General features: G+C 67.3%; 21 protein-coding genes. 13 read left to right on the top strand and 8 right to left on the bottom strand.

Annotation, left to right across the window (positions count from 1 at the left end):
* Positions 1-193: 193 nt before the first annotated feature.
* The 4 genes from F3I16_RS10005 (at position 194) to F3I16_RS21010 (ending at position 10,563) form a co-directional block, all read left to right on the top strand.
* Positions 194-4,300 (top strand): EAL domain-containing protein, encoded by a 4,107-nt coding sequence (locus F3I16_RS10005; protein ID WP_218573213.1) that lies wholly within the window; start codon positions 194-196, stop codon positions 4,298-4,300.
* A 140-nt stretch (positions 4,301-4,440) separates the two neighbouring features.
* Positions 4,441-5,694 carry a serine hydroxymethyltransferase gene (gene glyA, locus F3I16_RS10000; protein WP_160493523.1) on the top strand — a complete coding sequence of 418 codons (1,254 nt, stop codon included), beginning with the start codon at positions 4,441-4,443 and terminating at the stop codon, positions 5,692-5,694.
* Positions 5,695-5,793: 99 nt separating this feature from the next.
* Positions 5,794-6,432, top strand: coding sequence for a 3'-5' exonuclease (locus F3I16_RS09995; RefSeq protein ID WP_160493522.1), 639 nt, complete (start codon positions 5,794-5,796; stop codon positions 6,430-6,432).
* A gap of 324 nt (positions 6,433-6,756) precedes the next feature.
* On the top strand, positions 6,757-10,563 hold the full coding sequence (locus F3I16_RS21010) for a M10 family metallopeptidase C-terminal domain-containing protein (RefSeq protein WP_178116661.1): 3,807 nt from the start codon (positions 6,757-6,759) through the stop codon (positions 10,561-10,563).
* 156 nt (positions 10,564-10,719) lie between these two features.
* On the opposite strand, the gene yjiA is transcribed toward F3I16_RS21010, so the two are convergent.
* The 3 genes from yjiA to F3I16_RS09960 all read right to left on the bottom strand — a co-directional run bounded on the left by yjiA (position 10,720) and on the right by F3I16_RS09960 (position 14,206).
* Positions 10,720-11,691, bottom strand: coding sequence for a GTPase (gene yjiA, locus F3I16_RS09970; protein ID WP_160493521.1), 972 nt, complete (start codon positions 11,689-11,691; stop codon positions 10,720-10,722).
* Positions 11,692-11,888: 197 nt separating this feature from the next.
* Positions 11,889-12,092, bottom strand: coding sequence for a YbdD/YjiX family protein (locus F3I16_RS09965; protein WP_160493520.1), 204 nt, complete (start codon positions 12,090-12,092; stop codon positions 11,889-11,891).
* Positions 12,093-12,148: 56 nt separating this feature from the next.
* The gene (locus tag F3I16_RS09960) at positions 12,149-14,206 is read right to left on the bottom strand and encodes a carbon starvation CstA family protein (RefSeq protein ID WP_160493519.1); all 2,058 of its coding nucleotides are present in this window, start codon (positions 14,204-14,206) and stop codon (positions 12,149-12,151) included.
* A 219-nt stretch (positions 14,207-14,425) separates the two neighbouring features.
* Between F3I16_RS09960 and F3I16_RS09955 the strand changes: the two genes are divergently transcribed.
* The 3 genes from F3I16_RS09955 (at position 14,426) to F3I16_RS09945 (ending at position 16,879) form a co-directional block, all read left to right on the top strand.
* Positions 14,426-15,802 carry a cache domain-containing protein gene (locus F3I16_RS09955; RefSeq protein ID WP_160493518.1) on the top strand — a complete coding sequence of 459 codons (1,377 nt, stop codon included), beginning with the start codon at positions 14,426-14,428 and terminating at the stop codon, positions 15,800-15,802.
* A gap of 11 nt (positions 15,803-15,813) precedes the next feature.
* Complete coding sequence (locus F3I16_RS09950; protein WP_160493517.1) at positions 15,814-16,440, top strand: response regulator transcription factor; 627 nt, start codon at positions 15,814-15,816, stop codon at positions 16,438-16,440.
* Between the two features lie 61 nt (positions 16,441-16,501).
* On the top strand, positions 16,502-16,879 hold the full coding sequence (locus F3I16_RS09945; RefSeq protein ID WP_160493516.1) for a PilZ domain-containing protein: 378 nt from the start codon (positions 16,502-16,504) through the stop codon (positions 16,877-16,879).
* A gap of 269 nt (positions 16,880-17,148) precedes the next feature.
* Here the strand turns inward: F3I16_RS09945 and F3I16_RS09940 are convergent, their stop codons facing one another.
* Positions 17,149-17,307, bottom strand: coding sequence for a hypothetical protein (locus F3I16_RS09940; RefSeq protein ID WP_160493515.1), 159 nt, complete (start codon positions 17,305-17,307; stop codon positions 17,149-17,151).
* Between the two features lie 112 nt (positions 17,308-17,419).
* On the bottom strand, positions 17,420-18,784 hold the full coding sequence (gene radA / locus F3I16_RS09935) for a DNA repair protein RadA (protein ID WP_160493514.1): 1,365 nt from the start codon (positions 18,782-18,784) through the stop codon (positions 17,420-17,422).
* A 68-nt stretch (positions 18,785-18,852) separates the two neighbouring features.
* Here radA and F3I16_RS09930 point away from each other — a divergent pair, with 68 nt between their 5' ends.
* Positions 18,853-19,350: a GNAT family N-acetyltransferase gene (locus tag F3I16_RS09930; protein WP_160493513.1), complete on the top strand. Its 498-nt coding sequence runs from the start codon at positions 18,853-18,855 to the stop codon at positions 19,348-19,350.
* 124 nt (positions 19,351-19,474) lie between these two features.
* Positions 19,475-20,128: a CHAP domain-containing protein gene (locus F3I16_RS09925; RefSeq protein WP_160493512.1), complete on the top strand. Its 654-nt coding sequence runs from the start codon at positions 19,475-19,477 to the stop codon at positions 20,126-20,128.
* Between the two features lie 7 nt (positions 20,129-20,135).
* On the opposite strand, the gene F3I16_RS09920 is transcribed toward F3I16_RS09925, so the two are convergent.
* On the bottom strand, positions 20,136-20,414 hold the full coding sequence (locus F3I16_RS09920; RefSeq protein WP_160493511.1) for a YdcH family protein: 279 nt from the start codon (positions 20,412-20,414) through the stop codon (positions 20,136-20,138).
* 160 nt (positions 20,415-20,574) lie between these two features.
* On the opposite strand from F3I16_RS09920, the gene F3I16_RS09915 reads away from it, so the two are divergent.
* The 3 genes from F3I16_RS09915 to mscL all read left to right on the top strand — a co-directional run bounded on the left by F3I16_RS09915 (position 20,575) and on the right by mscL (position 22,158).
* A complete protein-coding gene (locus F3I16_RS09915) occupies positions 20,575-20,829 on the top strand; it encodes a YdcH family protein (RefSeq protein ID WP_160493510.1) in 255 nt (84 codons plus the stop codon).
* A 105-nt stretch (positions 20,830-20,934) separates the two neighbouring features.
* Positions 20,935-21,681, top strand: coding sequence for an EAL domain-containing protein (locus tag F3I16_RS09910; protein WP_218573203.1), 747 nt, complete (start codon positions 20,935-20,937; stop codon positions 21,679-21,681).
* Positions 21,682-21,747: 66 nt separating this feature from the next.
* Entirely contained in the window at positions 21,748-22,158 is a 411-nt protein-coding gene (gene mscL, locus F3I16_RS09905) for a large-conductance mechanosensitive channel protein MscL (RefSeq protein WP_160493509.1), read from the top strand.
* A gap of 142 nt (positions 22,159-22,300) precedes the next feature.
* Here mscL and F3I16_RS09900 read toward each other — a convergent pair whose 3' ends face one another.
* Positions 22,301-23,077: a ferredoxin--NADP reductase gene (locus F3I16_RS09900; RefSeq protein WP_160493508.1), complete on the bottom strand. Its 777-nt coding sequence runs from the start codon at positions 23,075-23,077 to the stop codon at positions 22,301-22,303.
* Positions 23,078-23,517: 440 nt separating this feature from the next.
* Between F3I16_RS09900 and F3I16_RS09895 the strand changes: the two genes are divergently transcribed.
* Positions 23,518-24,642: a class I SAM-dependent methyltransferase gene (locus F3I16_RS09895; RefSeq protein ID WP_160493507.1), complete on the top strand. Its 1,125-nt coding sequence runs from the start codon at positions 23,518-23,520 to the stop codon at positions 24,640-24,642.
* Between the two features lie 56 nt (positions 24,643-24,698).
* On the opposite strand, the gene dctP is transcribed toward F3I16_RS09895, so the two are convergent.
* Positions 24,699-25,751 (bottom strand): TRAP transporter substrate-binding protein DctP, encoded by a 1,053-nt coding sequence (gene dctP, locus F3I16_RS09890; RefSeq protein ID WP_160488912.1) that lies wholly within the window; start codon positions 25,749-25,751, stop codon positions 24,699-24,701.
* Positions 25,752-25,799: the final 48 nt, after the last annotated feature.

The raw sequence follows: 25,799 nt of genomic DNA, 5'->3' as shown, positions 1-25,799 counted from the left end.
CTTTGCCCCGTATCAAGGCATGCTAGGCGGTTGTGATTGCCTGGCTTACAGTCCGCAGACAGGCAGTAGTATCAGCAGGATTGTTTGCGTGCCTAAACCGCCCTCCCACCGCTCAAGTCGCTCCCCGGGTGACCCGTTCGCCAGCCCCTCGCGCGGCTCGCTGAAGGGCGCCCTGGCGCTGCTGGTGGCGCTGATGCTGGGCCTGCTGCTGTGGCAGCTGCAGCAGGAATTCCAGCAACAGGAAGACAGCCTGCGCCAGCGCAGCCTGGCGCACAGCACACAACTGGCCGAGCACCTGGGCCTGGCGATGAAGCTCAAGGCCGAGGCCGGCCAGGCGTTCCTGCAGCTGAACGCGCCGCGGCCGCTGGCCGGCACTGAGCTGACCAACCTGCTCGGCAGCCTGCGCGGCCTGTACCCGGCCTTGCACAGCCTGGCCTGGCTCGACGAATCGGGGCAGATCCAGGGCGACAGCGCACCGTCCGCCGAAGATGCCGAACTGCTCCAGCAACTGACCCTCGCCCCGCACCAGCCCTACCGTTTCGCCTTCGGCCCGCGCGAACAGGGCCTGCTGTACGTGGTTCTCGGCCGGCCGCAGGGCAACGCCGGCTGGCTCCTGCGCCTGCACCCGGCGGCGCTGCGCAACTGGCTGCCGAGCAGTCGCACAACGCAGGCCTGGCTGCTGCAGGACAGCCGCAGCGGCGCGGTGATCCTGCGCCAGCCGCCCGCGCCGGCCCTGAGCACCCGCGAGCTGAGCGCCGCCGAACGGCGCCAGAGCATCCTGCAACTGCCGGTGGCGACCAGCGACTGGCAACTGCATGCGCTGTTCGACGCCAACCGGGTGCGCGCCGAACTGCTGCCGCCGCAGGCCGGCAAGCTGCTGCTGTTCATCCTTTGCGCCGCCCTGGCCCTGCTCGCCCTGTTCGGCCTGCTGCGCGAGCAACGCAGCCTGCGCGAATCCCATGCGCTGTCGCGGCGTTCGCTGGACGACGCCATCGCCGCCCTCGGCGTCATCGAGGAGCGGGTACTGGTGACCCAGGCCGACGGCCTGATCAGCTACCTCAACCCGCGCGCCGAGCAGATGTTCGGCCTGAACAGCGCCGCCGCGCACAGGCTGCACCTGCTCAAGCTGCTGCCGGCCCTCGGCCCCTGGCTGGAAAACCCGGCCCAGGTCCAGGCGCAGCCGGTGGAGATTCTCCAGGACGGGCACAAGCGCCTGTACGCGGTGACCAGCCACGCCCTGGCCAGCCACGACCACCCGGGCGGCCGGGTCTGGGTGCTGCGCGACATCACCGAGCAGCACAAGGCCATGGAGGTGTTGCAGGACACCCGCCGGCGCTACCAGGACATCTTCGAGGGCAGCGGCGTCGCCCTGTGCGTGATCGACCTGCGCGGGCTGAAGGACTTCCTCGCCGAACAGGGCCTGCGCCACAGCAGCCAGCTGCCGGACTGGCTGCAGCAGCACCCCGAACTGGGCCAGCAGATGCTGCGCCGGGCGCGCCTGACCGAGATGAACCGGGTGGCCATGGACCTGCTCGGCGTCGACTCGCCCCAGCAGGCCTGGGAGCACCTGGTCGGCAGCCGACCGCTGCGCCCCGGCGGCTCGCGCTACGCCCTGGTGGCCGCCCTGCTCGACGGCGACCAGAACATGATGATCGAAAGCCGCATGCGCACCCCGCACGGCCACGAGCGCTACCTGTGGCTGACCCTGCAGCTGCCCAAGCGCGAGGCGGAGCTGAACGCGGTGACCCTCAGCGTGCACGACATCACCAGCCGCAAGCGCGTCGAGCTGTCGCTGGTGGAGCGCGAGCGCTTCTGGTCCGAGGTGCTGCGCGCGGTGCCGGACACCCTCTACGTGCACGACATGAGCAACCAGCGCGTGCTGTTCAGCAACAACCGCCTGGGCCCGGACCTGGGCTACAGCAAGGACGAGCTGCGCCAGCTGGGCGACAAGCTGTGGGAGAAGATCCTGCATCCCGACGATGTCGAGCTGTACCAGCGCGTGCGCAACCTGCAGAAGGTGGTCGGTAACGGCCTGCTGCTCAACTGCCAGCTGCGCTGGCGCCACCGCGACGGCAGCTGGCACTGGTTCGACGTGCGCGAGCACGCCCTCAGCCGCGACCCGCAGGGCCGGGTCAGCCGCCTGATCGGCGTGGCCAAGGACATCACCCCCGAGATCAACGCCCAGCTCAGCCTGCGCGACAGCGAGCGGCGCTACCGCCTGCTGGCGGAAAGCATCAGCGACGTGATCGTCTCCACCGACAGCAGCCTGCAGCTGAACTACGTCAGCCCCTCGGCGCAGAGCTTCTTCGGCTACAGCCCGGAGTGGATCCTGCAGCACGGCCTGCTCGGCACGGTCACCAGCCCGCGCCAGCTGAGCGAGCTGCATGGCCTGCTGGAGCAGGTCAAGCAGTCCCTCGCCGACCAGCAGCGCCTGAACCAGCTGCAGACGACCCTCGCCGGCAAGACCTTCGTCTTCGACTGCGTGCGCGCCGACGGGCGCAAGATCACCGTGGAAATGCGCGTGATGCTGATGTGGGACGAGCAGAGCCATTTCGAAGGCGTGCTCGGCATCGGCCGCGACATCAGCCAGCAGCGCCGCGCCGAGCGCGACCTGCGCATGGCCGCCACGGTGTTCGAACACTCAACCGCGGCGATCCTGGTCACCGACCCGGCCGGCTACATCGTGCGCACCAACGAGACCTTCCAGCGCATCAGCGGCTACGCCACCCGCGAGGTGCTCGACCAGCTGCCGGGCCTGCTCACCGCCGACCGCCAGCAGGCCGGCCAGCTCAACTACGTGCTCGCCCAGCTGAACAAGAGCGGCAGCTGGGAAGGCGAGATCTGGCTCAAGCGCAAGAACCAGGAGCAGTACCCGGCCTGGGTCGGCATCACCGCGGTGCATGACGACGAGGGCGACCTGGTCAGCTACGTGTGCTTCTTCAACGACATCAGCGAGCGCAAGGCCAGCGAACAGCGCATCCACCGCCTGGCCTACTACGACGCCCTGACCCTGCTGCCCAACCGCACCCTGTTCCAGGACCGCCTGCACACCGCCCTGCAGCACGCCGAGCGGCACGAGGAATGGGTGGTGCTGATGTTCCTAGACCTCGACCGCTTCAAGCCGATCAACGACTCCCTCGGCCACGCCGCCGGCGACCGCATGCTCAAGGACGTGGCCGTGCGCCTGGCCGCCTGTGTCAACGAGGACGACACCGTGGCGCGCATGGGCGGCGACGAGTTCACCCTGTTGCTGCAGCCACGCGACAGCCGCGAAGGGGCCATGAACCGGGCCATCCACGTGGCCGAGCAGATTCTCGCCAGCCTGGCCAGGCCGTTCGTCCTGCAGGGCCGCGAGTTCTTCGTCACCGCCAGCATCGGCATCGCCCTGGCCCCGCAGGACGGCGACGAGCTGAGCCAGCTGATGAAAAACGCCGACACCGCGATGTACCACGCCAAGGAACGCGGCAAGAACAACTTCCAGTTCTACCAGGCGGACATGAACGCCACCGCCCTGCAGCGCCTGGAGCTGGAAAGCGACCTGCGCCATGCCCTCGAGCAGGACCAGTTCAGCCTCTACTACCAACCGCAGTTCAGCGGCGACGGCAAGCGCCTGACCGGGGTCGAGGCGCTGCTGCGCTGGCGGCACCCGCAGCGCGGCCTGGTGGCACCGGGCGAGTTCATTCCGGTGCTGGAAGAGCTCGGCCTGGTGGTGCAGGTCGGCGACTGGGTGATCGAGGAGGCCTGCCGCCAGCTCAAGGCCTGGCACGGCGCCAAGGTGCGGGTGCCGAAGATCTCGGTCAACCTGTCCGCCCGCCAGTTCGCCGACGGCCAGCTGGGCACGCGCATCTCGCGCATGCTGGCCGACAGCGGCGTACCGCCGGCCTGCCTGGAGCTGGAACTGACCGAAAGCATCCTGATGCGCGACGTCGACGAAACCCTGCAGATCCTCGTCAGCCTGAAGAAGCTCGGCCTGTGCATCGCGGTGGACGACTTCGGCACCGGCTACTCCTCGCTGAACTACCTCAAGCAGTTCCCCATCGACGTGCTGAAGATCGACCGCAGCTTCGTCGACGGCCTGCCCGAGGGCGAGCGCGACGGCCAGATCGCCCGCGCCATCATCGCCATGGCCCACAGCCTGGGCCTGGCGGTGATCGCCGAAGGCGTGGAAACCCAGGCCCAGCTCGACTTCCTGCGCGAGCACGGCTGCGACGAGGTGCAGGGCTACCTGTTCGGCAAACCCATGCCGGCCAGCCAGTTCGCCGCCCAGTTCAGCGGCGCCGCGCTGTTCGTCCTCAACTAGGCGGCGAAGCCGACGCGGCGCGGCCTGCGAGCCCGGGTGAGCGCCACTTGTCCGCCACATGATTGCCTTTCATATGCCAGTACCCGGCGTATGGGTTAGAATGCGCGCCTTTTTCCCGCACCGCTCCGTAGAGGACTGCCATGTTCAGCCGTGATTTGACCCTCGCCCGTTACGACGCCGACCTGTTTGCCGCCATGGAGCAAGAAGCCCAGCGCCAGGAACATCACATCGAGCTGATCGCCTCGGAAAACTACACCAGCCCGGCGGTCATGGAAGCCCAGGGCAGCGTGCTGACCAACAAGTACGCCGAAGGCTATCCGGGCAAGCGCTACTACGGCGGTTGCGAGTACGTCGACATCGTCGAGCAGCTGGCCATCGACCGCGCCAAGCAGCTGTTCGGCGCCGACTACGCCAACGTCCAGCCGCACGCCGGCTCCCAGGCCAACGCCGCGGTGTTCCAGGCCCTGGTCAAGCCGGGCGACACCGTGCTGGGCATGAGCCTGGCCCACGGTGGCCACCTGACCCACGGTGCCAGCGTCAACTTCTCCGGCAAGATGTACAACGCCGTGCAGTACGGCATCACCGATGCCGGCCTGATCGACTACGACGAAGTCGAGCGCCTGGCCGTCGAGCACCAGCCGAAGATGATCATCGCCGGCTTCAGCGCCTACTCGCAGGTACTGGACTTCGCCCGCTTCCGCGCCATCGCCGACAAGGTCGGTGCCTACCTGTTCGTCGACATGGCCCACGTGGCCGGCCTGGTCGCCGCCGGCGTGTACCCGAACCCGGTGCCGTTCGCCGACGTGGTCACCACCACCACCCACAAGACCCTGCGCGGTCCGCGTGGCGGCCTGATCCTGGCCAAGGCCAACGAAGAGATCGAGAAGAAGCTCAACTCCGCCGTCTTCCCGGGCGGCCAGGGCGGCCCGCTGGAGCACGTCATCGCCGCCAAGGCGGTGTGCTTCAAGGAAGCCCTGCAGCCCGAATTCAAGGCCTACCAGCAGCAGGTGGTGAAGAACGCCCAGGCCATGGCCAGCGTGTTCATCGAGCGCGGTTTCGACGTGGTGTCCGGCGGCACCCAGAACCACCTGTTCCTGCTGTCGCTGATCAAGCAGGACATCACCGGTAAGGACGCCGACGCCGCCCTGGGTCGCGCCTACATCACCGTGAACAAGAACAGCGTGCCGAACGACCCGCGCTCGCCCTTCGTCACCTCCGGCCTGCGCATCGGCACCCCGGCCGTCACCACCCGTGGCTTCGGCGAAACCGAGTGCCGCGAGCTGGCCGGCTGGATCTGCGACATCCTGCAGAACATGGGCGACGAGTCAGTGGTCGACGCCGTACGCGAGAAGGTCAAGGCCATCTGCGCCAAGCTGCCGGTATACGGCAACTAAGCGTCAGCGCCCACGCGGCACGAAAAACCCGGCTCAGGCCGGGTTTTTTATGCCCGGCGTTTGCCGTAGGGTGCAGCACGCCCCTCGAAGAAGATCGCCATGAGCACGGATCAGCCAGCAAAGCCCAAGCGCCGCTATGTCGAACGCCCGAGCAAGGAGCAGATCAAGCTGCTGCCGCCGTTCGATGCCCTGCCGCTGCAACGCATCCATGTCCTGCGCACACCAGCCGACTACGCATTCGCCCTCCAGCAGCTGCGTCATGAGCCCTTCATCGGCTTCGATACCGAATCCAAGCCCTGCTTCACCAGCGATGCGCCGCGCACCGGCCCGCATGTCCTGCAGTTCGCCAGCCGCGAGCGGGCGTTCATCGTGCAGCTGAACGGCGACCCGCCACGCGACTTCCTGCGCGAGGTGATCGAGTCCCGGCACATGGTCAAGGTCGGTTTCGGCCTCACCTCCGACCGCGGCCCCCTGCTGCGCAAACTGGGCCTGAAACTCGGCGCCTCGGTCGATCTGGCGAACGCGATGCGCAAGCTCGGCTACAAGCAGGCGGTCGGCGTGCGCACCGCGGTGGCCATCGCCCTGGGCCGGCGGCTGCGCAAGTCCAAGGCAGCCACCACCTCCAACTGGGCGGCCACCCGCCTGAGCGAAAGCCAGGTGCAGTATGCGGGGGAGGACGCCTTCGCCGCGCTGGCGGTGTTCTATGCACTGGGCATGGCCGACAACCCGGTGACTTAGCCGAGGATCTCGTCCCTGGCGCACCACTCGTCGGTTAGCGCATGCCTCGCCCCTGCGATGCAGGCATTCTTCTGTGACGCGCATCACTCAATGCTGCGCAGCAGAACAGCCGGCCCGCAATGTCGCCGGTAGAGAAGCGGTACTCCAGCCGCCCATACGCTTCAGCAGTCCAGCCTTTCTTCCCTGCCCTTGACGCTCAACGCAGCCGGTCACGGCGCGCCTTTGCCGGCGCACTGCGCCATCGCCTGCCTACAGAGTCACACACGCCATGCGCGACCGTACCCGGTCCAGGCGCCGCTCAAGACCGCTGGCAAAGGGGGGATGATGATCTACAACGCGAAGGACTTCGGGGCCACGGGCAATGGCCTGAGCGACGACAGCCTGGTTTCCAGCGAGCCCAGCGGCCAGTTGCTGGTGCAGCTGGAGGGCAGCGGCGGCAACGACCTGCTGCTCGGTGGCGCGGCCGACGAGCTGCTGCTCGGCCTGGCCGGTGACGACAGCCTCAGCGGCGGCGCCGGCAACGACATCCTGGTGGGCGGCGCCGGGCGCGACAAGCTCAGCGGCGGTGATGGCGCGGACACCTTCCGCTTCGCCGAACTGCGCGACAGCTACCGCACCGGCAGCACCCGCTACAACGACACCATCGGCGACTTCGACGGCAGCCAGGACCGCATCGACCTGTACGGCCTCGGCTTCAGCGCCCTGGGCAATGGCTACAACGGCACCCTGCTGCTCAGCTACAGCAGCGCCAGCGACCGCACCTACCTGCAGTCCCTGGAACCCGACGGCAACGGCAATCGCTTCGAGCTGGCCATCCAGGGCAACCAACTGGGCCTGCTCAACGCCAGCAACGTCCTCTTCAACGCCGACGCCGGCAGCAACAGCGCACCGCTGCTGAACGAGCCACTGCCGGACCAGTACGCCAGCGAAAACAGCGCCTTCAGCTACAGCTTTGCCGCCACCAGCTTCACCGACCCCGACGCCGACAGCCTGAGCTACGGCGCCAGCCTGAGCGACGGCACGGCACTGCCGGCCTGGCTGGCGTTCAACGCCGCCACCCGCACCTTCAGCGGCATGCCGGGGCTGGAAGCGGCCGGGCTCTATGCGATCAAGGTCAGCGCCAGCGACGGCCGCGGCGGCCTGGTCAGCGACATCTTCCAGCTCAGCGTGAGCGATGCCCCGGCCGGCAGCTCGACCCTGTCCGGCAGCCCCGGCAATGACAGCCTGAACGGCACCGCGGCCGACGAGACGCTGCTCGGCCTGGGCGGCGACGACACGCTCGATGGCGGCGCCGGCAACGACCTGCTGGAGGGCGGCGCCGGGCGCGACAGCCTCAGCGGCGGCGCCGGCGCGGACACCTTCCGCTTCGCCGCGCTGACTGACAGCTACCGCACCAGCACCACCCTCTACAGCGACACCATCCGCGACTTCGATGGCAGCCAGGACCGCATCGACCTCTCCGGCCTCGGCTTCAGCGGCCTGGGCAATGGCTACAACGGCAGCCTGCTGCTCAGCTACAGCAGCGCCAGCGACCGCAGCTACCTGAAGTCCTACCAGGCCGATGCCAGTGGCAACTTCTTCGAGCTGGGCGTGCGCGGCAACCAGCTGGCGGCCCTCAACGCCGGCAACCTGTTCTTCGACGCCCCGCCACCACCGCCGCCGCCACCGGAGCCCCTCGACCTCACCGGCACCAGCGGCAACGACAGCCTGAGCGGCAGCGCCGCCGACGAAGTGCTGCTGGGCGATGCCGGCGCCGACAAGCTCGATGGCGGCGGCGGCAACGACCTGCTCGACGGCGGCGCCGGCAAGGACACGCTGACGGGCGGCAGCGGCAGCGACATCTTCCGCTTCGCCAGCCTGCTCGACAGCTACCGCAATTACGGCCCCGCCGACATCGGCGCGGCCGACACCATCACCGACTTCAGCGTCGGCACGGACAAGATCGACCTCTCGGCCCTGGGCATCACCGGGCTGGGCAACGGCTACGACCACAGCCTGTACATGACCCTCAACGACACGGGCAGCAAGACCTCGCTGAAGTCCCGCGAGCCGGACGACGACGGCAACACCTTCGAAGTCGCGCTGAGCGGCAACCACCTGAACGACCTGAGCGCGGCGGACTTCATCTTTGCCGCGCCGACGCCGCAGAACACCCTGTTCGTCCCCACGCTGGGCCAATCCAATGCACGGATACTGCGCATGTTCTCCGGCGACGAGGAATCGGGGATCACGGAAATGCTGCGCCAGCTGCAGCGCTACACCGACTACGACAGGGTGGAAAGCCTGTTCTTCGACGCCAACGGCGAGCCGGTGGACCTCGCCGTCGGCGGCAGCACCGTCACCGGCCGCTCGACGGCCAGCGCCGCGGAGCAGGCCAAGGCCTGGTGGTACAGCGACACCGACCAGCCCGGCGAGGCGCTGCTGCAGGCGGTCAGCAACCTGCGCAGCCAGCTGGCGACGCTGCAGGCCAAGGGCAGCGTGACCCTGGCCCTGGTCTGGGGCCAGGGTGAGGACAATGCCATGGCCTACGCCAGCGCCACGGACAAGCAGGCCGAGATCGAGCTGTACACGAGCAATACGCTGAAAGTCTTCGACTACCTCAAGGCCCAGCTGGGCACCCCGGACGCGACCTTCTACCTGATGCTGACCGGCCACTACCAGCAGGAGGCCGCCGCCCTGCGCGGCCTCAGCGCGAGCGAGATCGCCGCGATAGTCGCCGGCACCGAAGCCATCCGCCAGGCCCAGCAGGCGATGGCCGCCAGCCGCGACGACGTGAAAATCGCCGTGGACTACGGCGACCTGCCGCTGCGCTACGCCGTCGACCCGCTGACCTATTACGACGACGTCTGGCACCTGCACGGCGACGCCGGCGAGATCATCGGCCAGCGCCTGGCCGACTTCATCGCCGGCGACCTGGGCTACCAGGGCGATGCCGGCGACAACGACGACCCCAACGCGATCTCCAGGTACCCCGCCAACCGCATCCTGGGCGGCGCCGGCGACGACCTGCTGCTCGGCAGCGCCGGCGGCGACACCCTCGATGGCGGCGCGGGCAATGACCACATGGCGGGCGGCGCCGGCGGCGACGTTTATATCGTCGACAGCGCCGGCGATAGCCTGAGCGAAACCGGCCTCAGTACCGACCCCGAGGAATACGACACGGTCGAATCGACGGTGGACTGGACCCTCGGCGACAACCTGGAACACCTCAGCCTGGTCGGCACGCAAGCGCTCCACGGCACCGGCAACGCCCTGAACAACATCATCGGTGGCAATGCCGCGGACAATCTGCTGGATGGCGGCGCCGGCGCGGACGTCCTGCTCGGTGGTGCGGGCGCCGATAGCTATATCGTCGACGATGCCGGCGACCGGGTCGTGGAAGGCGCCGACGCGGACATCGACCGGGTCTTCAGCAGCCTGGCCGACTACCTGCTGCCCAACCACATAGAAATCCTCGTGCTGACCGCGCCGGGCAACGCCAATGGCACGGGCAATGCGTTGGACAACCTGCTGTTCGCCGGCGCCGGGGACAATGTGCTGAACGGCGGCCTAGGCAACGACACCCTGTCCTATGCCCAGGCCGGGGCCGGCGTGGTCGTGCGCCTGTCCACCTCCCAGGCCCAGGCGACTGGCGGCTCGGGCGTCGACACCCTGCGTAACCTGGAAAACCTGATCGGCAGCGATTACGCCGACACCCTGGGCGGCCACAGCAGCGACAACAGCCTGCAGGGCCTGGCCGGCAACGATGTGCTGAATGGCGGCGATGGCAACGACGTGCTCGACGGCGGTGCCGGGGCCGACTCCCTGAACGGCGGCAGCGGCGCCGACCGCTATGTGTTCGGCGCCTTGGAAGAGCTGGGCCTGGGCGAGCTGGCCGACCTGATCTACGGTTTCAACGGCGGCGAGGGCGACCGCATCGACCTGTCCGCCCTGGATGGCAACCCGCTGACCGCCGCCCGCGAGGCCTTCAGCTACCTGGACGGCGCGGCCTTCAGCGACAGCGATGCCAGCGGCCAGCTGCGCTTCGCCGACGGCGTGCTGTACGGCAGCAGCAATGCCGACAGCGCGGCGGAGTTCATGATCAAGCTGCTCGGGGTGACGGACCTCTCGGCAAACGACCTGCTGGTCTGAGAACCTGTTCAAAGCCTGCTGCGCGTCGGCTATGCTGCGTTGAAATCGGGCTCAGAATGCTCATTTACAACTCGTAAACTGCGCTTCTTCGCCCGATTTCGCCTTGCCTGGCTCTAGCTCGCGAGACTCTGAACAGGTTCTGAGCGGCCACAGGCCTCAGGCCTGCAGCGCGGCGAAGCCCGCACGGATCTCGTCTTCCGGCAGGTTGTCGCCGATGAACACGATCACGCTCTCGCGCGTCTCGCCCACCGGCCACGGGCTGTCGAAATCGAAGCCGTACAGGCGCAGCACGCCCTGGAACACCATGCGCCGCTCCTCGCCGGCGATGCTCAGCACGCCCTTGTAGCGCAGCAGGGCATTGCCATGCTGCTCCAGCAGGTTTTCCATGAAGGCGCTGAGCCTGTCCAGATCCAGCGGCTGCTCGCTTTTCAGCACCAGGGTGGCGATGCGGTCCGGCGTGCTGCCAGTCGGCACCCGCGGCATCAGGCGCAAGGCCGGGGCGATATCGGCATTCAGGTTGAAGCCGCGGATATCCAGCAGTTCGGCCAGGTCGATGCGGCCGTGCTCGACCACGCGGATCGGCGCGCGGCGGTTGATCCGCTGCAGGCGCTGGCTCAGCGCCTCGATGTGGGCGGCGTCGACCAGGTCGGTCTTGCTCAGCAGGATGCAGTCGGCGAAACCGACCTGGGCCTGGGCGATGGTCTCCTGCAGGTGGCGCTCGGCGTTGGCCGCGTCGACCAGGGTGAGGATGCCGTCCAGCACATAGCGCTCGCACAGTTCGGCGTCGGCGAAGAAGGTCTGCGCCACCGGCGCCGGGTCGGCCAGGCCGGTGCACTCGATCACCAGGCGATCGAAGGCCAGCTCGCCGGCATCCAGCTTGTCCAGCAGCAGGTACAGGGCCTTTTCCAGCTCGACATGGATCGAGCAGCAGACGCAGCCGTTGGCCAGGGTCATGACCTCGACCGGCGCGCCGCCGAGCAGCTGGCCGTCGATCGGCGTGTCGCTGAACTCGTTCTCGATCACCGCCAGTTTCAGGCCGTGCTCGGCCTGCAGCAGGTGCTTGAGCAGGGTGGTCTTGCCGGCACCGAGAAAGCCGCTGAGCACGGTGACGGGAATAGGTTGGGACATTACGGCTCCTGAAAACGAAACGCGCCACGACTGGCGTGGCGCGTGATGTACCACTGTAGGTTGGGTTGAGCGCAGCGAAGCCCAACGGGCAGATCGCCAAGCAACGAACATGGCCGGAGCCATGTCTCGTTGGGCGTCGGCGCTGCGCGCCTCAACCCAACCTAGGTCTCAACCCATGCCACAGGCCAACCCACCGGCTAGCAGCAACGTACCGGGCGGCCCTTGCCGCCGCCATAACGGGCTTCCTGACGTTCGCGGAAGAACGCCTCGTAGCTCATCACCGGCTGGTTCGGGTGCTGGGTCTGCATGTGTTCGACATAGGTGTCGTAGTCGGGCATGCCCACCAGCATGCGCGCGGCCTGCCCGAGGTACTTGCCCATGCGGCTGAGATCATTGAACACGCGACACCTCCTATTAACGCTGCCGGGCCAGCACGCAGGCCCGGCGCGCTAAGCACTCAGACGTTCGGCATGGCCTTGAACGCGGTTTCCTTGTCGCTGCGGTCCGGACGAATCCAGGCCGCGCGGCCGACCTTCAGCGCATAGAACAGCACGCTGAATACCACCAGCAGAAACAGCACGCTGAGCCCGGCGTTGGTGTAGGCGTTCATGATCACGTTCTGCATCTGCGCCAGGTCCTTGGCCGGCGCCAGCACCTGGCCGGTGGCCAGGGCCGCCTCGTACTTGTTGGCCAGGGCGAGGAAGCCGACCGCCGGGTTGGCATCGAACAGCTTGATCAGGCTCGCCGTGGTGGTGCAGATCAGCAGCCAGGCCGCCGGCAGCAGGGTGACCCAGACGTACTGCTGGCGCTTCATCTTGATCAGCACCACGCTGCACAGCATCAGGGCGATGCCGGCGAGCATCTGGTTGGAGATGCCGAACAGCGGCCACAGGGTATTGATGCCGCCCAGCGGATCGATCACCCCCTGATACAGCAGGTAGCCCCACAGCGCCACGCAGCCGGCGGTGGCCAGCACGTTGGCGCCCCACGACTCGGTGCGCTTGAGCGCCGGAACGAAGGTGCCGAGCAGGTCCTGCAGCATAAAGCGCCCCGCTCGCGTTCCCGCATCCACCGCGGTGAGGATGAACAGCGCCTCGAACAGGATGGCGAAGTGGTACCAGAACGCCATGGTGTTCTCGCCCGGCAGCACCTGGTGGAGGATCTGCGCGATGCCCACCGCCAGGGTCGGCGCCCCGCCGGCACGGGCCAGGATGGTGGTCTCGCCGATATCGCGGGCCACCGCCTCCAGCGCCTCCGGGGTGATGGCGAAGCCCCAGCCGCTGACCGCCGCCGCCACGCTGGCGACATCGGCGCCGACGATAGCCGGCGGGCTGTTCATGGCGAAGTACACGCCCGGCTCGATGATCGAGGCGGCGACCATGGCCATGATCGCCACCATCGATTCCATCAGCATGCCGCCGTAGCCGATATAGCGCGCATGGCTCTCGCTGGCCAGCAGCTTGGGCGTGGTGCCCGAGCTGATCAGGGCATGGAAGCCCGAAACGGCCCCGCAGGCGATGGTGATAAATAGGAAGGGGAACAGCGCGCCTTTCCACACCGGGCCGGTGCCGTCGGTGAACTGGGTCAGCGCCGGCATCTTCAGCTCGGGGGCGAGGATCAGGATGCCGATGGCCAGGGCGACGATGGTGCCGATCTTGAGGAAGGTCGACAGGTAGTCGCGCGGGGCGAGGATCAGCCACACCGGCAGCACCGCGGCGACGAAGCCGTAGCCGACCAGCATCATCGTGATCTGCTCACCGGTGAAGGTGAACGCCGCCGCCCAGTACGGGTCCTGGGAAATCACTCCGCCTAGCCAGATCGAGGCCAGCAGCAGCACCACGCCGATCAGCGAGATCTCGCCGATCCGCCCAGGGCGCAGGTAGCGCATGTAGATGCCCATGAACATGGCGATGGGGATGGTCGCCATCACCGTGAACATGCCCCAGGGGCTGTGCGCCAGGGCCTTGACCACGATCAGCGAGAGCACCGCGAGGATGATGATCATGATCAGGAAGCAGCCGAACAGGGCGATGGTGCCGGGCACCCGGCCCATTTCCTCGCGCACCATGTCGCCCAGCGAACGGGCGTTGCGCCGGGTGGAGAGGAACAGCACCATGAAGTCCTGCACCGCACCGGCCAGCACCACCCCGGCGATCAGCCACAGGGTGCCGGGCAGGTAGCCCATCTGCGCGGCGAGCACCGGGCCGACCAGCGGGCCGGCGCCGGCGATGGCGGCGAAGTGGTGGCCGAACAGCACGTGCTTGTTGGTCGGCACGAAGTCCAGACCGTCGTTGTTGAGCACCGCCGGCGTGGCCCGGTGCGGGTCCAGCTGCATCACCTTGGTGGCGATGAACAGGCTGTAGTAACGGTAAGCGACCAGATAGAGGGCCACCGCGGCCACCACTATCCACAAGGCGTTGATCGCTTCGCCGCGGCGCAGGGCGACGACGCCCAGGGCGCTGGCGCCCAGCACCGCCAAGGCAAACCAGCCAATCTGACTGAGCAAACGAGGCATTTAAGTTCTCCTGCCGTCGGGCCAGGTCGGCCTACGGCGCTATTGTTATTGGAGTGCGCGCTCCGCAGACGGAGCCTTGCTACTATCCGCGCAACACCCAGCCACCGGTATTCGCAGAGCTACTCAGGGCCACTACGTAGAACTACGTAGCCGCGCCAGCGGCCAGTTGCGCGGGTACTGTCAGCCATCCCTCTGGCGCCGTCTCCCCGAGGAGCCCCTATGCAACTCAAGCACAAGATCGTCGCCCTCGGTATCTTGCCGATGCTGCTGGCCGTGGCGGTCATCTGCGCGCTGGTCATCGTGCAGAACCAGAGGCTGGGTGAGCAGCAGGCGCAACTGATCGAAAGCGCCATTCTTTCCAGCAAGCGGGCCGAGCTGAAGAACTACGTCACCCTGGCGCTGAGCGTCATCGCTCCGCTGCATGCCGGCGGCCGCGGCGATGCCCAAGCGCAGCGGCAAGCCCTGGAGACGCTGGCCAAGATCAACTTCGGCCAGGACGGCTACTTCTTCGTCTACGACGCCAAGGGTCGCAACCTGATGCACCCGCGGCAGGCCGAGCTGGTGGGCAAGGACCTGTGGAGCATGACCGACGCCCACGGCCTGCCCGCCGTGCAGGCGTTGCTGAAAAGCGCCACGAGCGGGGACGGCTTCCAGCGCTACAGCTGGCGCAAGCCCTCCAGCGGCCAGGAGACCGACAAGCTGGCCTACGTGGTGATGCTGGAGGACTGGGGCTGGATGCTCGGCACCGGCATCTACCTGGAGGATGTCGAGCGAGCGACCAGCCAGCTGCGCGCAGAGGTCGAAGGCGGCATCTTCACCACCATGCTGGCCATCGCCAGCGTGGCGCTGATCGCGGTCCTGCTGGTGTTCGGCGGCGGCCTGACCCTGAGCATCGAGGAGCACCGGCTGGCCGACAGCAGGTTGCAGGCGCTCAACCAGCGCATCATCAGCCTGCAGGAGGAGGAGCGCTCGCGGGTTTCCCGGGAGCTGCACGACGGCATCAGCCAGCTGCTGGTGTCGATCAAGTTCCAGTTCGAGCTGGCCGACCACGAGCTGGAAACAGGCAGCGCCAGCGGTCTCGCCACCCTGCGCCAGGCCACCGAGCGCCTGGGTGGCGCCATCGGCGAGATCCGCCGCATCTCCCACGACCTGCGCCCCTCGCTGCTCGACACCCTCGGCCTGCCGGCCGCCATCGGCCAGCTGGCCACGGAATTCGAGCAGCGCTGCGGCCTGGCGGTGATCTACCGCAACCGGCTGGCCGATGCCCAGTTGCCCGACGCCACCGCGGTCGCGCTGTTTCGCATCGTGCAGGAGGCGCTGACCAATATCGAACGGCATGCCCGGGCCAGCACCGTGCATATCGACCTCGACGCCGACGCGCAGGGCGTGCAACTGCGGGTGCAGGACGACGGTGTCGGCTTCAACCCGCGCAAGATCGAGCAGATGCCTGGCGGCATCGGCCTGCGCAACATCCGCGAGCGGGTCGAGCACCTCGGCGGCCAGTTCAGCCTTTCGTCCAACTCTGGGCAGACCGGGATGCGTGTACTATTGCCCGTCCCGGCCGGCCACGCCGCCGGCCTGTCGTTCCCTAGCTGAAGGGCCGCAACATGACTCCCGGCACCCCCACCCGGATCGCCCTCGTCGACGATCACGCCCTGGTACGCGAAGGCATCCGCGCCCTGCTCGCGGCCATGCCACAGATCGAGGTGGTGGGCGAAGCACAAAGCGCCGCCGAGGCCCTCGACCTGCTCGAACGGGTACAGCCGGACGTGCTGCTGGTCGACATCGGCCTGAAGGACAGCACCGGCCTGGAGCTGACCCGCACCCTCAGCCAGCAACACCCCGGTGTCCGGGTGCTGATCCTCAGCATGTACGACAACCTCGAGTACGTGCGCAGCTCGATCCGCGCCGGCGCCCGCGGTTACGTGCTGAAGGACGCTCCCTCGCGGGAAATCATCGCCGCCATTGCCGCCATCGCCGCCGGCGGCACCTTCTACAGCTCGGACATCGCCCGCCGCCTGGCCGACCAGAGCCTGGAGTCGCACAGCCTCAGCCCGCGCGAGGTGCAGATCCTGCAGATGCTCGCCCGCGGCCTGGACAGCAAGGCCATGGCCCGCGAGCTCGAGATCAGTGTGCGCACGGTGGAAACCCACCGACTGAGCATCCGCCGCAAGCTGAACATCGACGGCTCGGCGGCGCTGATGAAGTACGCGCTGACCATCACCCAGCCCTGAGCCGGGCGGCGCCGCGGTGCAGGCTTGGCTATAGTGGACAAAACCGCAGAGGAATCCCGCAATGAGTGACACCCGTACCGAGCGTCGGCGCTTCCAGCGCATCGCCTTCGACGCCGCCACCGAGCTTGCCCAGGGCGAGCGGCGGTGGACGGTGGAACTGCATGACCTGTCGCTCAAGGGCCTGCTGGTGAAACGCCCGCGCGACTGGAACGGTGATCCGGACCAGCCGTTCACCGCCACCATCAGCCTCGACGGCGAAACCCGCCTGCAGATGGAAGTGGTGCTGACCCGCACCCGTGACGAGCTGCTCGGCTTCGTCTGCCGGCATATCGACCTGGAGTCGATCAGCCACCTGCGCCGCCTGGTGGAGCTCAACCTCGGCGACGAGAGCCTGCTGGAGCGCGAGCTGGCCGCGCTGGGCGAGGGAGACGAGAGCTAAGGTCTCGATGCAAAGGCCATGTCCCGGTAGCGTGTTGCAAAGGCGATGAGTCGTAGGTTGGGTTGAGTCGCGGCGCGACGAAGCCCAACGAGCCTGCCCCGGTTGTTGGGCTTCGCTGCGCTCAACGCCAACCTACCCACGCAGGCGCGCCACGCAGGACAACCCACGCCCGTCACCCCATACAGCACACAAGAGGGACATAGCCAATGCAAAGGGCGCCAAACGGCGCCCTTTGCTTGTCTGGCCCGAATGCACGCCGGGCTACGTTCTCAGTGCTTGCGCTCGACCGGCTGCGCCTGCTGGTGCGCCCGCCGGGTCAGCACCCGCCGCGACACTATGCTCGCTTCACGGCGCTCCTCGGCACGATCGCAAGGCTGCGCCGAGTCGCTGTTGAGGGTTCTGGCGAAAAAGTCGAAGAACAGGAACATGGGAGCATCTCCGTTAAAAACATGGCCCCATGCTCCTCCTCGCCCGTTCCCGAAAGATTGATCTGCGACAAGCGCGCTCGGCCGCTCCCAGCGACAGAGCGCCGCAGGGGCATCACTCGAACAGCGCATCCAGCGCCTGCTCCAGGCGCGTCACCGCAATCACCTGCAAACCGGCCGGCGCCTCCTTGGGCGCGTTGCCCCTGGGCACTATGGCGCGCTTGAAGCCGTGCTTGGCCGCTTCCTTCAGGCGCTCCTGGCCGCTCGGCACCGGGCGGATCTCGCCGGACAGGCCGATCTCGCCGAACACCAGCAAATCGTGCGGCAGCGGCCTGTTGCGCAGGCTGGAAATCACCGCGGCCATCAGCGCCAGGTCGGAGGCCGTTTCCAGCACTTTCACCCCACCGACCACGTTGAGGAACACGTCCTGGTCGTAGGTGGGGATGCCGCCATGCCGGTGCAGCACGGCCAGCAGCATGGCCAGGCGATTCTGATCCAGGCCCAAGGTGACTCGTTTCGGGTTGGCCATATGGCTGGTGTCGACCAGCGCCTGCACCTCCACCAGCATCGGCCGGGTGCCTTCCCAGGTGGCCATCACCACGCTGCCGGGCACCGCTTCCTGGGCACGGGTGAGGAAGATCGCCGAGGGGTTGGTGACTTCCTTGAGGCCCTTGTCGGTCATGCCGAACACGCCCAGCTCGTTGATCGCACCGAAGCGGTTCTTCACCGCGCGCAACAGGCGCAGACGGCCGTCGGACTCGCCCTCGAAATACAGCACGGTATCGACCATATGCTCCAGCACGCGCGGGCCGGCCAGGGCGCCCTCCTTGGTGACGTGGCCGACCAGGAAGATCGCCGTGCCGCTCTGCTTGGCGAAGCGCACCAAGAGCGCCGCGCTCTCGCGCACCTGGGCCACGCCGCCGGGGGCGGACTGCAGCTGCTCGGTGAAGATGGTCTGGATCGAGTCGATCACCATCACCTTGGGCTGCTCGCGCCGCGCCACCTCGATGATCGACTCGATGCAGGTCTCGGTCATCACCTTGAGCCTGTCCTGCGGCAGTTCCAGCCGGCGCGCGCGCATGGCCACCTGCTGCTGGGATTCTTCGCCGGTGACGTACAGGGCCGGCAGGCGCTGGGCGATATTGCACAGGGTCTGCAGCAGGATGGTCGACTTGCCGATGCCGGGGTCGCCGCCGATCAGCACCACCGAGCCGTCCACCAGGCCACCGCCGAGCACCCGGTCCAGCTCGCCGGAAACGGTGGAGAAGCGCGGCACTTCCTCGACGCTGACCTCGGCCAGGGTCTTGATCTGCGCCTGCTGCCCGGCCCAGCCGCCGCGCCCGCTGGGGGTGGCCGCGCCGCTTTCCAGCACGGTCTCGACCAGGGTATTCCAGGCCCCGCACTCGCCGCACTGCCCGGCCCACTTGGGAAAGGTGGCGCCGCACTCGGTGCAGCCATACATGCGCTTGGCCTTGGCCATGAAAGTCTCCGCCCGTGGAAAAGCGGCGATAATAACGCCCCGCGCCGCCCTTGCCCTACGAGTCCGTCATGCAGATCGAATTGCTCCCCACCACCGCCGAGCAGCAAGCGCTGATCGCCAACCTCTACCAGTTCTATGCCTACGAGTCGTCGGACTGGGAGCAGGAGGATGTCGAGGTCGACGGCCGCTTCTATATCCACCAGCCGCACCTGCAGCGTTACTGGCAGGAGCCGGATTGGAGTGCCAACCTGATCCTGGTGGACGGCTTCATCGCCGGTTTCCTGCTGATCGAGCGCAGCGAACTGGCGGGCGTGGATGCCCTGGAGTTCGCCGACCTGTTCATCCTCAAGAAATACCGCCGCCTGGGCATCGGCCGGGCCCTGGTGGTGCAGGTGATGGTCGCCGGCGGCGGCCGCTGGCTGGTCAGTTTCTACCAGCAGGACGCCCTGGCCCGGCAGTTCTGGCAGCGCCTGCTGGCCGAGTTGCCGCTGCGCGTGGTGGAGCGGCTGGTGGATGCCGAGCAGCCCGAGCTGCACAGCTACCTGCTCGAACGACAGGCGCACTGACGACCGGCGGCCACCGGCTGGACAGACCGGGAGCGCGGCGCTAGCCTGCGGCTCCCGTCAATCAGGATCGATACGGGCGACATGGAATGTCAGCCGGCTCTGCCGTCGGTCGCCCACTCACAGCATGCAGCCCCTACGCAAACTCCTTCTCGGCAGCGGCCTCGGCCTGTGCCTGCTGCTCGGCAGCCACTACCTGGTCACGCGCATCAACCTGCAGCCGCAGTTCGAGGCCGGCCAGGTGATCGACCAGTTCAACGGCGTCAGCGTGTTCTACAACGGCGGGGTGAACCAGACCTTCGGCCGCAACCTCAGCGTGGATGGCTACAACCTGGGCATCCGCTACCAGTGCGTGGAGTTCGTCAAACGCTACTACTTCGAGCGCTTCGGCCACCGCATGCCGGAGGCCCGCGGCCACGCCAGGGAGTTCTTCGACCGCAGCCTGGCCGACGGCCAGCTGAACGGCGCCCGCAACCTGTTGCAGTTCGCCAACGGTTCGCCGACTCCGCCGCGCGCCGAGGACATCCTGGTCTTCGGGCCGTCGCTGCTCAACCCCTACGGCCATGTGGCCATCGTCAGCGAGGTCAATGCGCACATGGTCGCGGTGGTGCAGCAGAATGCCGGGCCGCTGCTGTCGTCGCGCGAGGCCTTGCCCTATCGCCTGGAGAATGGCGGCCTGCGCATCGGCGACGAGCGGGTGCTGGGCTGGCTGCGCCGGGCCGAGCCGGCAGCGGCCAGCGCCCCGGCGTCAGCCGCGCAAGCCGGGGCCGCACGCCTCTAGGCGGCGATCAGGCACTGCAGCCGTTGCCGCAGCCGCAGCACTGCCCGGCGGCAATCTTCAGCTGGCGCGCCAGGTCGTCCTTGAGCGCGACCCGGCCCTGCTTGAGCTGGTTCAGGGCCGCGTCGTCGAGCAGCTCGATGCCGTCTTCGATGCGACAGATGCGCTTGTCCAGCGCCTCATACTCATCGCTCTGGCGCGAGAAATGCTCGTCGTCCTGGCGCAGGCGCTGCAGCTCGGCGCGCAGTTCGGGAAAATCCTTGATCAGCGGGTGGTGGTCGACATGCATGAACAACGCTCCTCGGTTGGGTATTTCTACCCTAACGGGCCGGCGCCCGGCGGCCATTGACCCCGGTCAACGGTGCATCGGGCGTCCCGCCGGGCGGCCACCTGCGCCGCGGCCACTGAGCTAGTCTGAAGAGACGAACCCTCAACTGGGAGTGACCGCCATGCCCCTCGAACACCATCCCCTGTCCCGCGAGTTCCCCGAATACCGCCAGCAACTGCAGGCCCTGCATGCCAGCGACGCCCAGTTCGCGCAAATGGCGCAGAACTACGAGGCGCTGGACAAGCGCATCTATGAAGTGGAGGACGGCCGCCAGGCGGCGGATGACCTGGCCCTGCAAGCCCTGAAGAACCAACGGGTCACCCTCAAGGATCAGATCGCCGAGCGCCTGCGCAAGGCCAACGGCGCCGCGGACTAGGCCGAACGCCCCCCCCTCCGCGGCTCCATTGCCGAGCCCGCGCCGAGCGAGACAGCCGAGAGGTTTTTTGCTTATCTTGGCTGGCCTCCATTATGAGAACCACCCATGACGAACTTTCCAGGCTGTTCCGCTTGCCGTGATGGCAAGGGACTGGACTTCCCGATCAGCATGGCCTTCCAGCCCATCGTCGACGTCGCGCGGCGCCAGGTCTTCGCCCATGAAGCCCTGGTGCGCGGGGTCAACGGCGAGTCAGCCGGCAGCCTGCTGGGCAGGGTCACGGCGGAAAACCTCTACGCCTTCGACCAGAACTGCCGGATCAAGGCGGTAGAGCTGGCCGCGCGCCTGCAGGTGCCGGCCATGGTCTCGATCAACTTCATGCCCAATGCCGTGTACCAGGCGGAAACCTGTATCCGCGCCACCCTGGAAGCCGCGCAGCGCTTCAACTTCCCCCTCGACAGGATCATCTTCGAGGTCACCGAGCAGGAACAGGTGCTGGATATCGACCACCTCGGCGGCATTCTCCAGGCCTATCGCAAGCAGGGCTTCATGACCGCCATCGACGACTTTGGCGCCGGTTATGCCGGGCTCAACCTGCTCGCCGACTTCCAGCCCGACCTGATCAAGCTGGACATGGAGCTGATCCGCAACATCGACCGCGACAGCGTGCGCCAGATCCTCGTCGAGTCGACCCTGGACATGTGCCGCAAGCTCAAGGTGCGGGTGATTGCCGAAGGCATCGAGACCCAGGCCGAACTGCAGACCCTGCAGGACATGGGCGTCGAGCTGTTCCAGGGCTACCTGCTGGCCAAGCCCGGCTTCGAGACCCTGCCGGCGGTGAACTATCCGCACTAGCGCGGCTGGCAGCGTCCGGGGAGTGCAGTACACTCGACGCATACCAGCAACCTCAGGGAGTGAAACATGAGCATCGTCAGCGAATTCAAAGCCTTTGCCATGAAGGGCAACGTGGTCGACATGGCCGTGGGCATCATCATCGGCGCGGCCTTCGGCAAGATCGTCAGCTCCTTCGTCGGCGACGTGATCATGCCGCCGATCGGCCTGCTGATCGGCGGGGTCGACTTCACCGACCTGGCCATCACCCTCAAGGCCGCCGAAGGCGAGCTGCCGGCCGTGATGCTGAGCTACGGCAAGTTCCTCCAGACCATCCTCGACTTCATGATCGTCGCCTTCGCCATCTTCATGGGCGTCAAGGCGATCAACAAGCTCAAGCGCGAGGAAGCAGCCGCCCCCGAGGCCCCGCCGGCACCGACCAAGGAGCAGGAACTGCTGGGCGAGATCCGCGACCTGCTCAAGGCGCAGCAGAACAAGTAGGCCCTGCCCGCAAGCCGCAAACGGCGCCCTTTGGCGCCGTTTTCGTTTCGCCTCAACACGACATCACGCATGGGAGCTCTCACGTAGGGTGCGCCGTGCGCACCGCCAGCCCTGAGTCGCCCCATGGTGCGCACGGCGCACCCTACCAATAGTTCTCCACCGCCACCTGCCCGGGTCGGCGGATCAGGCTCAGCTGCAGGTCGCGGGCCTTCAGCAGTTGGCGGGTGTCCTCGATCATCTGCGGGTTGCCGCAGAGCATGATGCGCGAGTGCGCCGGGTCCAGGGCCAGGCCGGCGGCGCGCTCCAGCTCGCCACTGGCCAATAGGCTGGTGATCCGCCCGTGCAGGGCGCCCGGCAACTGTTCGCGGGTGACGGTCGGCAGGTAGGTCAGCTTGTGGCCGTATTCGGCCAGGTAGTCGCGCCGCGGCAGCTCCTCGATCAGTTGCTGGTAGGCCAGCTCGCTGGCCGTGCGCGCACTGTAGACCAGGACGATGCGCTCGAAACGCTGCCAGGCCTCGAAGTCCTGCAGGATCGAGAGAAACGGCGCCAGCCCGGTGCCGGTGCCCAGCAGCCAGAGGTCGCGGCCGTCGGCAAAACGATCGAGGGTGAGGAAGCCGAAGGGCTGCCTGTCCACCAGCAGCGTGTCGCCAGCCTTGAGCCGGCTCAGCTCGCTGGTGAACTCACCGCCCGGCACGACGATGGAGAAGAACTCGAGGAAGTCGTCATGGGGCGCCGAAACCATCGAATAGGCGCGCCAGACGATGCAGCCACTGGCCTTGCGCACGCCGAGACGGGCGAACTGGCCGGCGCGAAAGCGCAAGCCGCGATCACGGGTGCAGCGCAGACTGAACAGGGTCGGCGACCAGACCTTGACCTCGGTCAGCGTCTGACAGGTGAACTTGTCTTCGCTGGCAGTCATGACGCACTCCTCAAGCGGGACGGACTACCAGTCTCGCGCAAAGCGTGGCGAACAAACACCGCCAGATCGCAGGGTTTAAGCGCGCCGCGCACCTCGTGGGAGCGGCTTTAGCCGCGATAACCAGGCAACGCCGAGCAGCCCCCGATCGCGAATGAATTCGCTCCCACAAACAGCCAGAGCCAGAGTCGTTCGCCTGCAGCCATCGCACTCAAGCCACTGCCGCCCCCTCCCCGCATGCCACAGCCGCACGCTCTTCGTAGGAGCGGCTTTAGCCGCGATAGCCAGGCAACGCCGAGCAGCCCCCGATCGCGAATGAATTCGCTCCCACAAACAACCAGAGCCAGCGCCGTTCGCCTGCCCGCCCATCGCGCCTCAAGACATTTGCCGCCCCATCCCGGACAATGCGCCGGTTGCCACAGTGCCTTGCCGACCTACTATCGATGCCCATTCTCGCCACGCCCTTCGCCCAACTCGACCTGATCCGCCAGCCCGAGATGCCCAACGAGCCGCTGCAGGCCTTCGATGCGGCCGACGAGTACCTGCTCAACCACCTGCATGAGCAGGGCCTGAGTGCCGATACCCGCGTGCTGCTGCTCAACGACGGCTTCGGTGCCCTGGCCGCCAGCCTGGCGCCGCACTGCCGGGTGACCAGCAGCGGCGACTCGCACCTGGGCCATCTGGCCCTGCAGAAGAACCTGGCGCGCAACGGCCTGGCCGCCGACGCCGTAACCTTCGTGCCGGCCAGCGAGACGGCTGCAGGGCCGTTCGATCTGGTGCTGATCCGCGTGCCGAAGACCCTGGCCCTGCTGGAAGAGCAGCTGATCCGCCTGCACGGCCGGCTCGCCCCCGGCGCTCGGGTGATCGCCGGAGCCATGCTCAAGCACCTGCCGCGCAGCGCCGGCGATCTGCTGGAGCAGTACATCGGCCCGGTGCAGGCCTCGCTGGCGGTGAAGAAGGCGCGCCTGCTGAGCGCCACGCCGCAGGCCAAGCCGGCACCGACCTCGCCCTACCCGACCCGCTACCGCCTGGACAAACCGGCGCTGGAGCTGAGCAACCAGGCCAACCTGTTCTGCCGCGAAGGCCTGGACATCGGTACCCGCGCCTTCCTCCCGCACCTGCCCAAGAGCCTGCTGCCGCTGCGCGTGGCCGACCTCGGCTGCGGCAACGGCGTGCTCGGCATCGTCTACGCCCTGGGCAACCCCGAGGCGCAGCTGACCCTGGTCGACGAATCCTATATGGCCGTGCAGTCGGCGGCCGACAACTGGCGCGCAGCATTGGGCGAGCGCGCGGTGACCCTCCGCGCCGACGACGGCCTGGCCGAGCAGCCGGAGCAATCGCTGGATCTGGTGCTGTGCAACCCGCCCTTCCACCAGCAGCAGGTGGTCGGCGACTTCCTCGCCTGGCGCATGTTCCAGCAGGCCCGCGCGGCGCTGGTGACCGGCGGCGAACTGTGGATAGTCGGTAACCGTCATCTCGGCTACCACACCAAACTCAAGCGCCTGTTCCGCGGCGTGGAGCAGGTGGCGGCCACGCCCAAGTTTGTCATCCTCAAGGCGACCCGCTGAGAGCCTCACAGTAAAACGCCGCCGGCAGCACCGGGCTGCCTGCGACGTCGCGCCACTCAATAGCGATAGGGCGGCCCGGCCTTCTCCATCAGCGCGTTGTACTGCTTGAAGATCTCCACCACCTTGGCGCAGCGCGGGCTGGTCTTGGCGATCTCTTCCCAGAACTTGCGGGCCTCGTCCTCCACCGTCTTCCACTCCGCGGCGGGAATGGTGGTCAGCTTGAGCTTGTCGCCTTCCACCCGCAGCTTGGCCTCGCCGCCCCAGTACCAGTGCTGGCGGTAGTAGTGCGAGCTGTCCATGCACAGCTTGAACAGGGTCTTGAGCTGTTCGGGCACCTCGGCCCAGCGTTCGGAGTTGGCGAAGTAGGAGCCGATCCAGGCGCCGGAGATGTTGTTGGTGAGGAAGTACTTGGTGACGTTGGCCCAGCCCACCGTGTAGTCCTCGGTGATGCCGGACCAGGCGATGCCGTCCAGCTCGCCGGTCTGGATCGCCACCTCGACGTCCTCCCAGGGCAGGGTCACCGGGATCACCCCGAAGCGGGTGAGGAACTTGCCGGCGGTGGGGAAGGTGAAGATGCGCTTGCCCTTGAGGTCGGCCAGCGACTTGACCGGCTCCACGGTGGCGAAGTTGCACGGGTCCCAGGAACCGGCGCCGAGCCAGGTCACGCCCTTGACCTCGCCGTAGGCCTCCTCCCAGATCTTGCGCAGGCCGTACTGCTCGAACAGCACCGGCACATCCAGGCTGTAGCGGCTGGCGAAGGGGAAATAGCCGCCGAACACGGCGATGTCCACCGGCGCGGCGATCGAGTCGTCGTCGCTCTGCACCGCATCGATGGTGCCCTTCTGCATGGCGCGGAACAGCTCGCCGGTGGGCACCAGCTGGTCGGCGAAGTACAGCTGGATCTCCATCTGCCCCTCGGCGACCTTGTTGAAGGCCTCGATCGAGGGCTTGATCACATGCTCGGCCAGCGCCGCACCGGCGTAGGTCTGCAGGCGCCAGGTGATCTTCTTCGGTTCGGCGGCATAGATATGCGCCGCGCCCAGGGCCGCGGTACCGACCGCGCCCCCGGTGACCGCGGCGGTTTTCAGGAAGTTGCGTCTCGTAGTCATGCTGTCATCTCCAAGGCTGTCGACTCAGATGCCAGGCCTGCGCATCGT

This window comes from Pseudomonas sp. L-22-4S-12 (genome assembly GCF_009799935.1).
Taxonomy (GTDB): domain Bacteria; phylum Pseudomonadota; class Gammaproteobacteria; order Pseudomonadales; family Pseudomonadaceae; genus Aquipseudomonas.
This window is presented reverse-complemented; position numbering and strand designations above follow the sequence as displayed.

Bases quoted from the DNA above. Each gene is read 5' to 3' on its own strand.
- mscL (WP_160493509.1), top strand. From the start codon at position 21,748: ATGAGCATCGTCAGCGAATTCAAAGCCTTTGCCATGAAGGGCAACGTG.
- F3I16_RS09950 (WP_160493517.1), top strand. From the start codon at position 15,814: ATGACTCCCGGCACCCCCACCCGGATCGCCCTCGTCGACGATCACGCC.
- F3I16_RS09930 (WP_160493513.1), top strand. From the start codon at position 18,853: ATGCAGATCGAATTGCTCCCCACCACCGCCGAGCAGCAAGCGCTGATC.
- F3I16_RS21010 (WP_178116661.1), top strand. From the start codon at position 6,757: ATGATCTACAACGCGAAGGACTTCGGGGCCACGGGCAATGGCCTGAGC.
- dctP (WP_160488912.1), bottom strand. From the start codon at position 25,751: ATGACTACGAGACGCAACTTCCTGAAAACCGCCGCGGTCACCGGGGGC.
- F3I16_RS09955 (WP_160493518.1), top strand. From the start codon at position 14,426: ATGCAACTCAAGCACAAGATCGTCGCCCTCGGTATCTTGCCGATGCTG.
- radA (WP_160493514.1), bottom strand. From the start codon at position 18,784: ATGGCCAAGGCCAAGCGCATGTATGGCTGCACCGAGTGCGGCGCCACC.
- F3I16_RS09920 (WP_160493511.1), bottom strand. From the start codon at position 20,414: ATGCATGTCGACCACCACCCGCTGATCAAGGATTTTCCCGAACTGCGC.
- F3I16_RS09915 (WP_160493510.1), top strand. From the start codon at position 20,575: ATGCCCCTCGAACACCATCCCCTGTCCCGCGAGTTCCCCGAATACCGC.
- F3I16_RS09945 (WP_160493516.1), top strand. From the start codon at position 16,502: ATGAGTGACACCCGTACCGAGCGTCGGCGCTTCCAGCGCATCGCCTTC.
- F3I16_RS09940 (WP_160493515.1), bottom strand. From the start codon at position 17,307: ATGTTCCTGTTCTTCGACTTTTTCGCCAGAACCCTCAACAGCGACTCG.
- F3I16_RS09900 (WP_160493508.1), bottom strand. From the start codon at position 23,077: ATGACTGCCAGCGAAGACAAGTTCACCTGTCAGACGCTGACCGAGGTC.
- F3I16_RS09925 (WP_160493512.1), top strand. From the start codon at position 19,475: ATGCAGCCCCTACGCAAACTCCTTCTCGGCAGCGGCCTCGGCCTGTGC.
- yjiA (WP_160493521.1), bottom strand. From the start codon at position 11,691: ATGTCCCAACCTATTCCCGTCACCGTGCTCAGCGGCTTTCTCGGTGCC.
- F3I16_RS09910 (WP_218573203.1), top strand. From the start codon at position 20,935: ATGACGAACTTTCCAGGCTGTTCCGCTTGCCGTGATGGCAAGGGACTG.
- F3I16_RS09895 (WP_160493507.1), top strand. From the start codon at position 23,518: ATGCCCATTCTCGCCACGCCCTTCGCCCAACTCGACCTGATCCGCCAG.
- F3I16_RS09995 (WP_160493522.1), top strand. From the start codon at position 5,794: ATGAGCACGGATCAGCCAGCAAAGCCCAAGCGCCGCTATGTCGAACGC.
- F3I16_RS09960 (WP_160493519.1), bottom strand. From the start codon at position 14,206: ATGCCTCGTTTGCTCAGTCAGATTGGCTGGTTTGCCTTGGCGGTGCTG.
- glyA (WP_160493523.1), top strand. From the start codon at position 4,441: ATGTTCAGCCGTGATTTGACCCTCGCCCGTTACGACGCCGACCTGTTT.
- F3I16_RS10005 (WP_218573213.1), top strand. From the start codon at position 194: ATGCTGGGCCTGCTGCTGTGGCAGCTGCAGCAGGAATTCCAGCAACAG.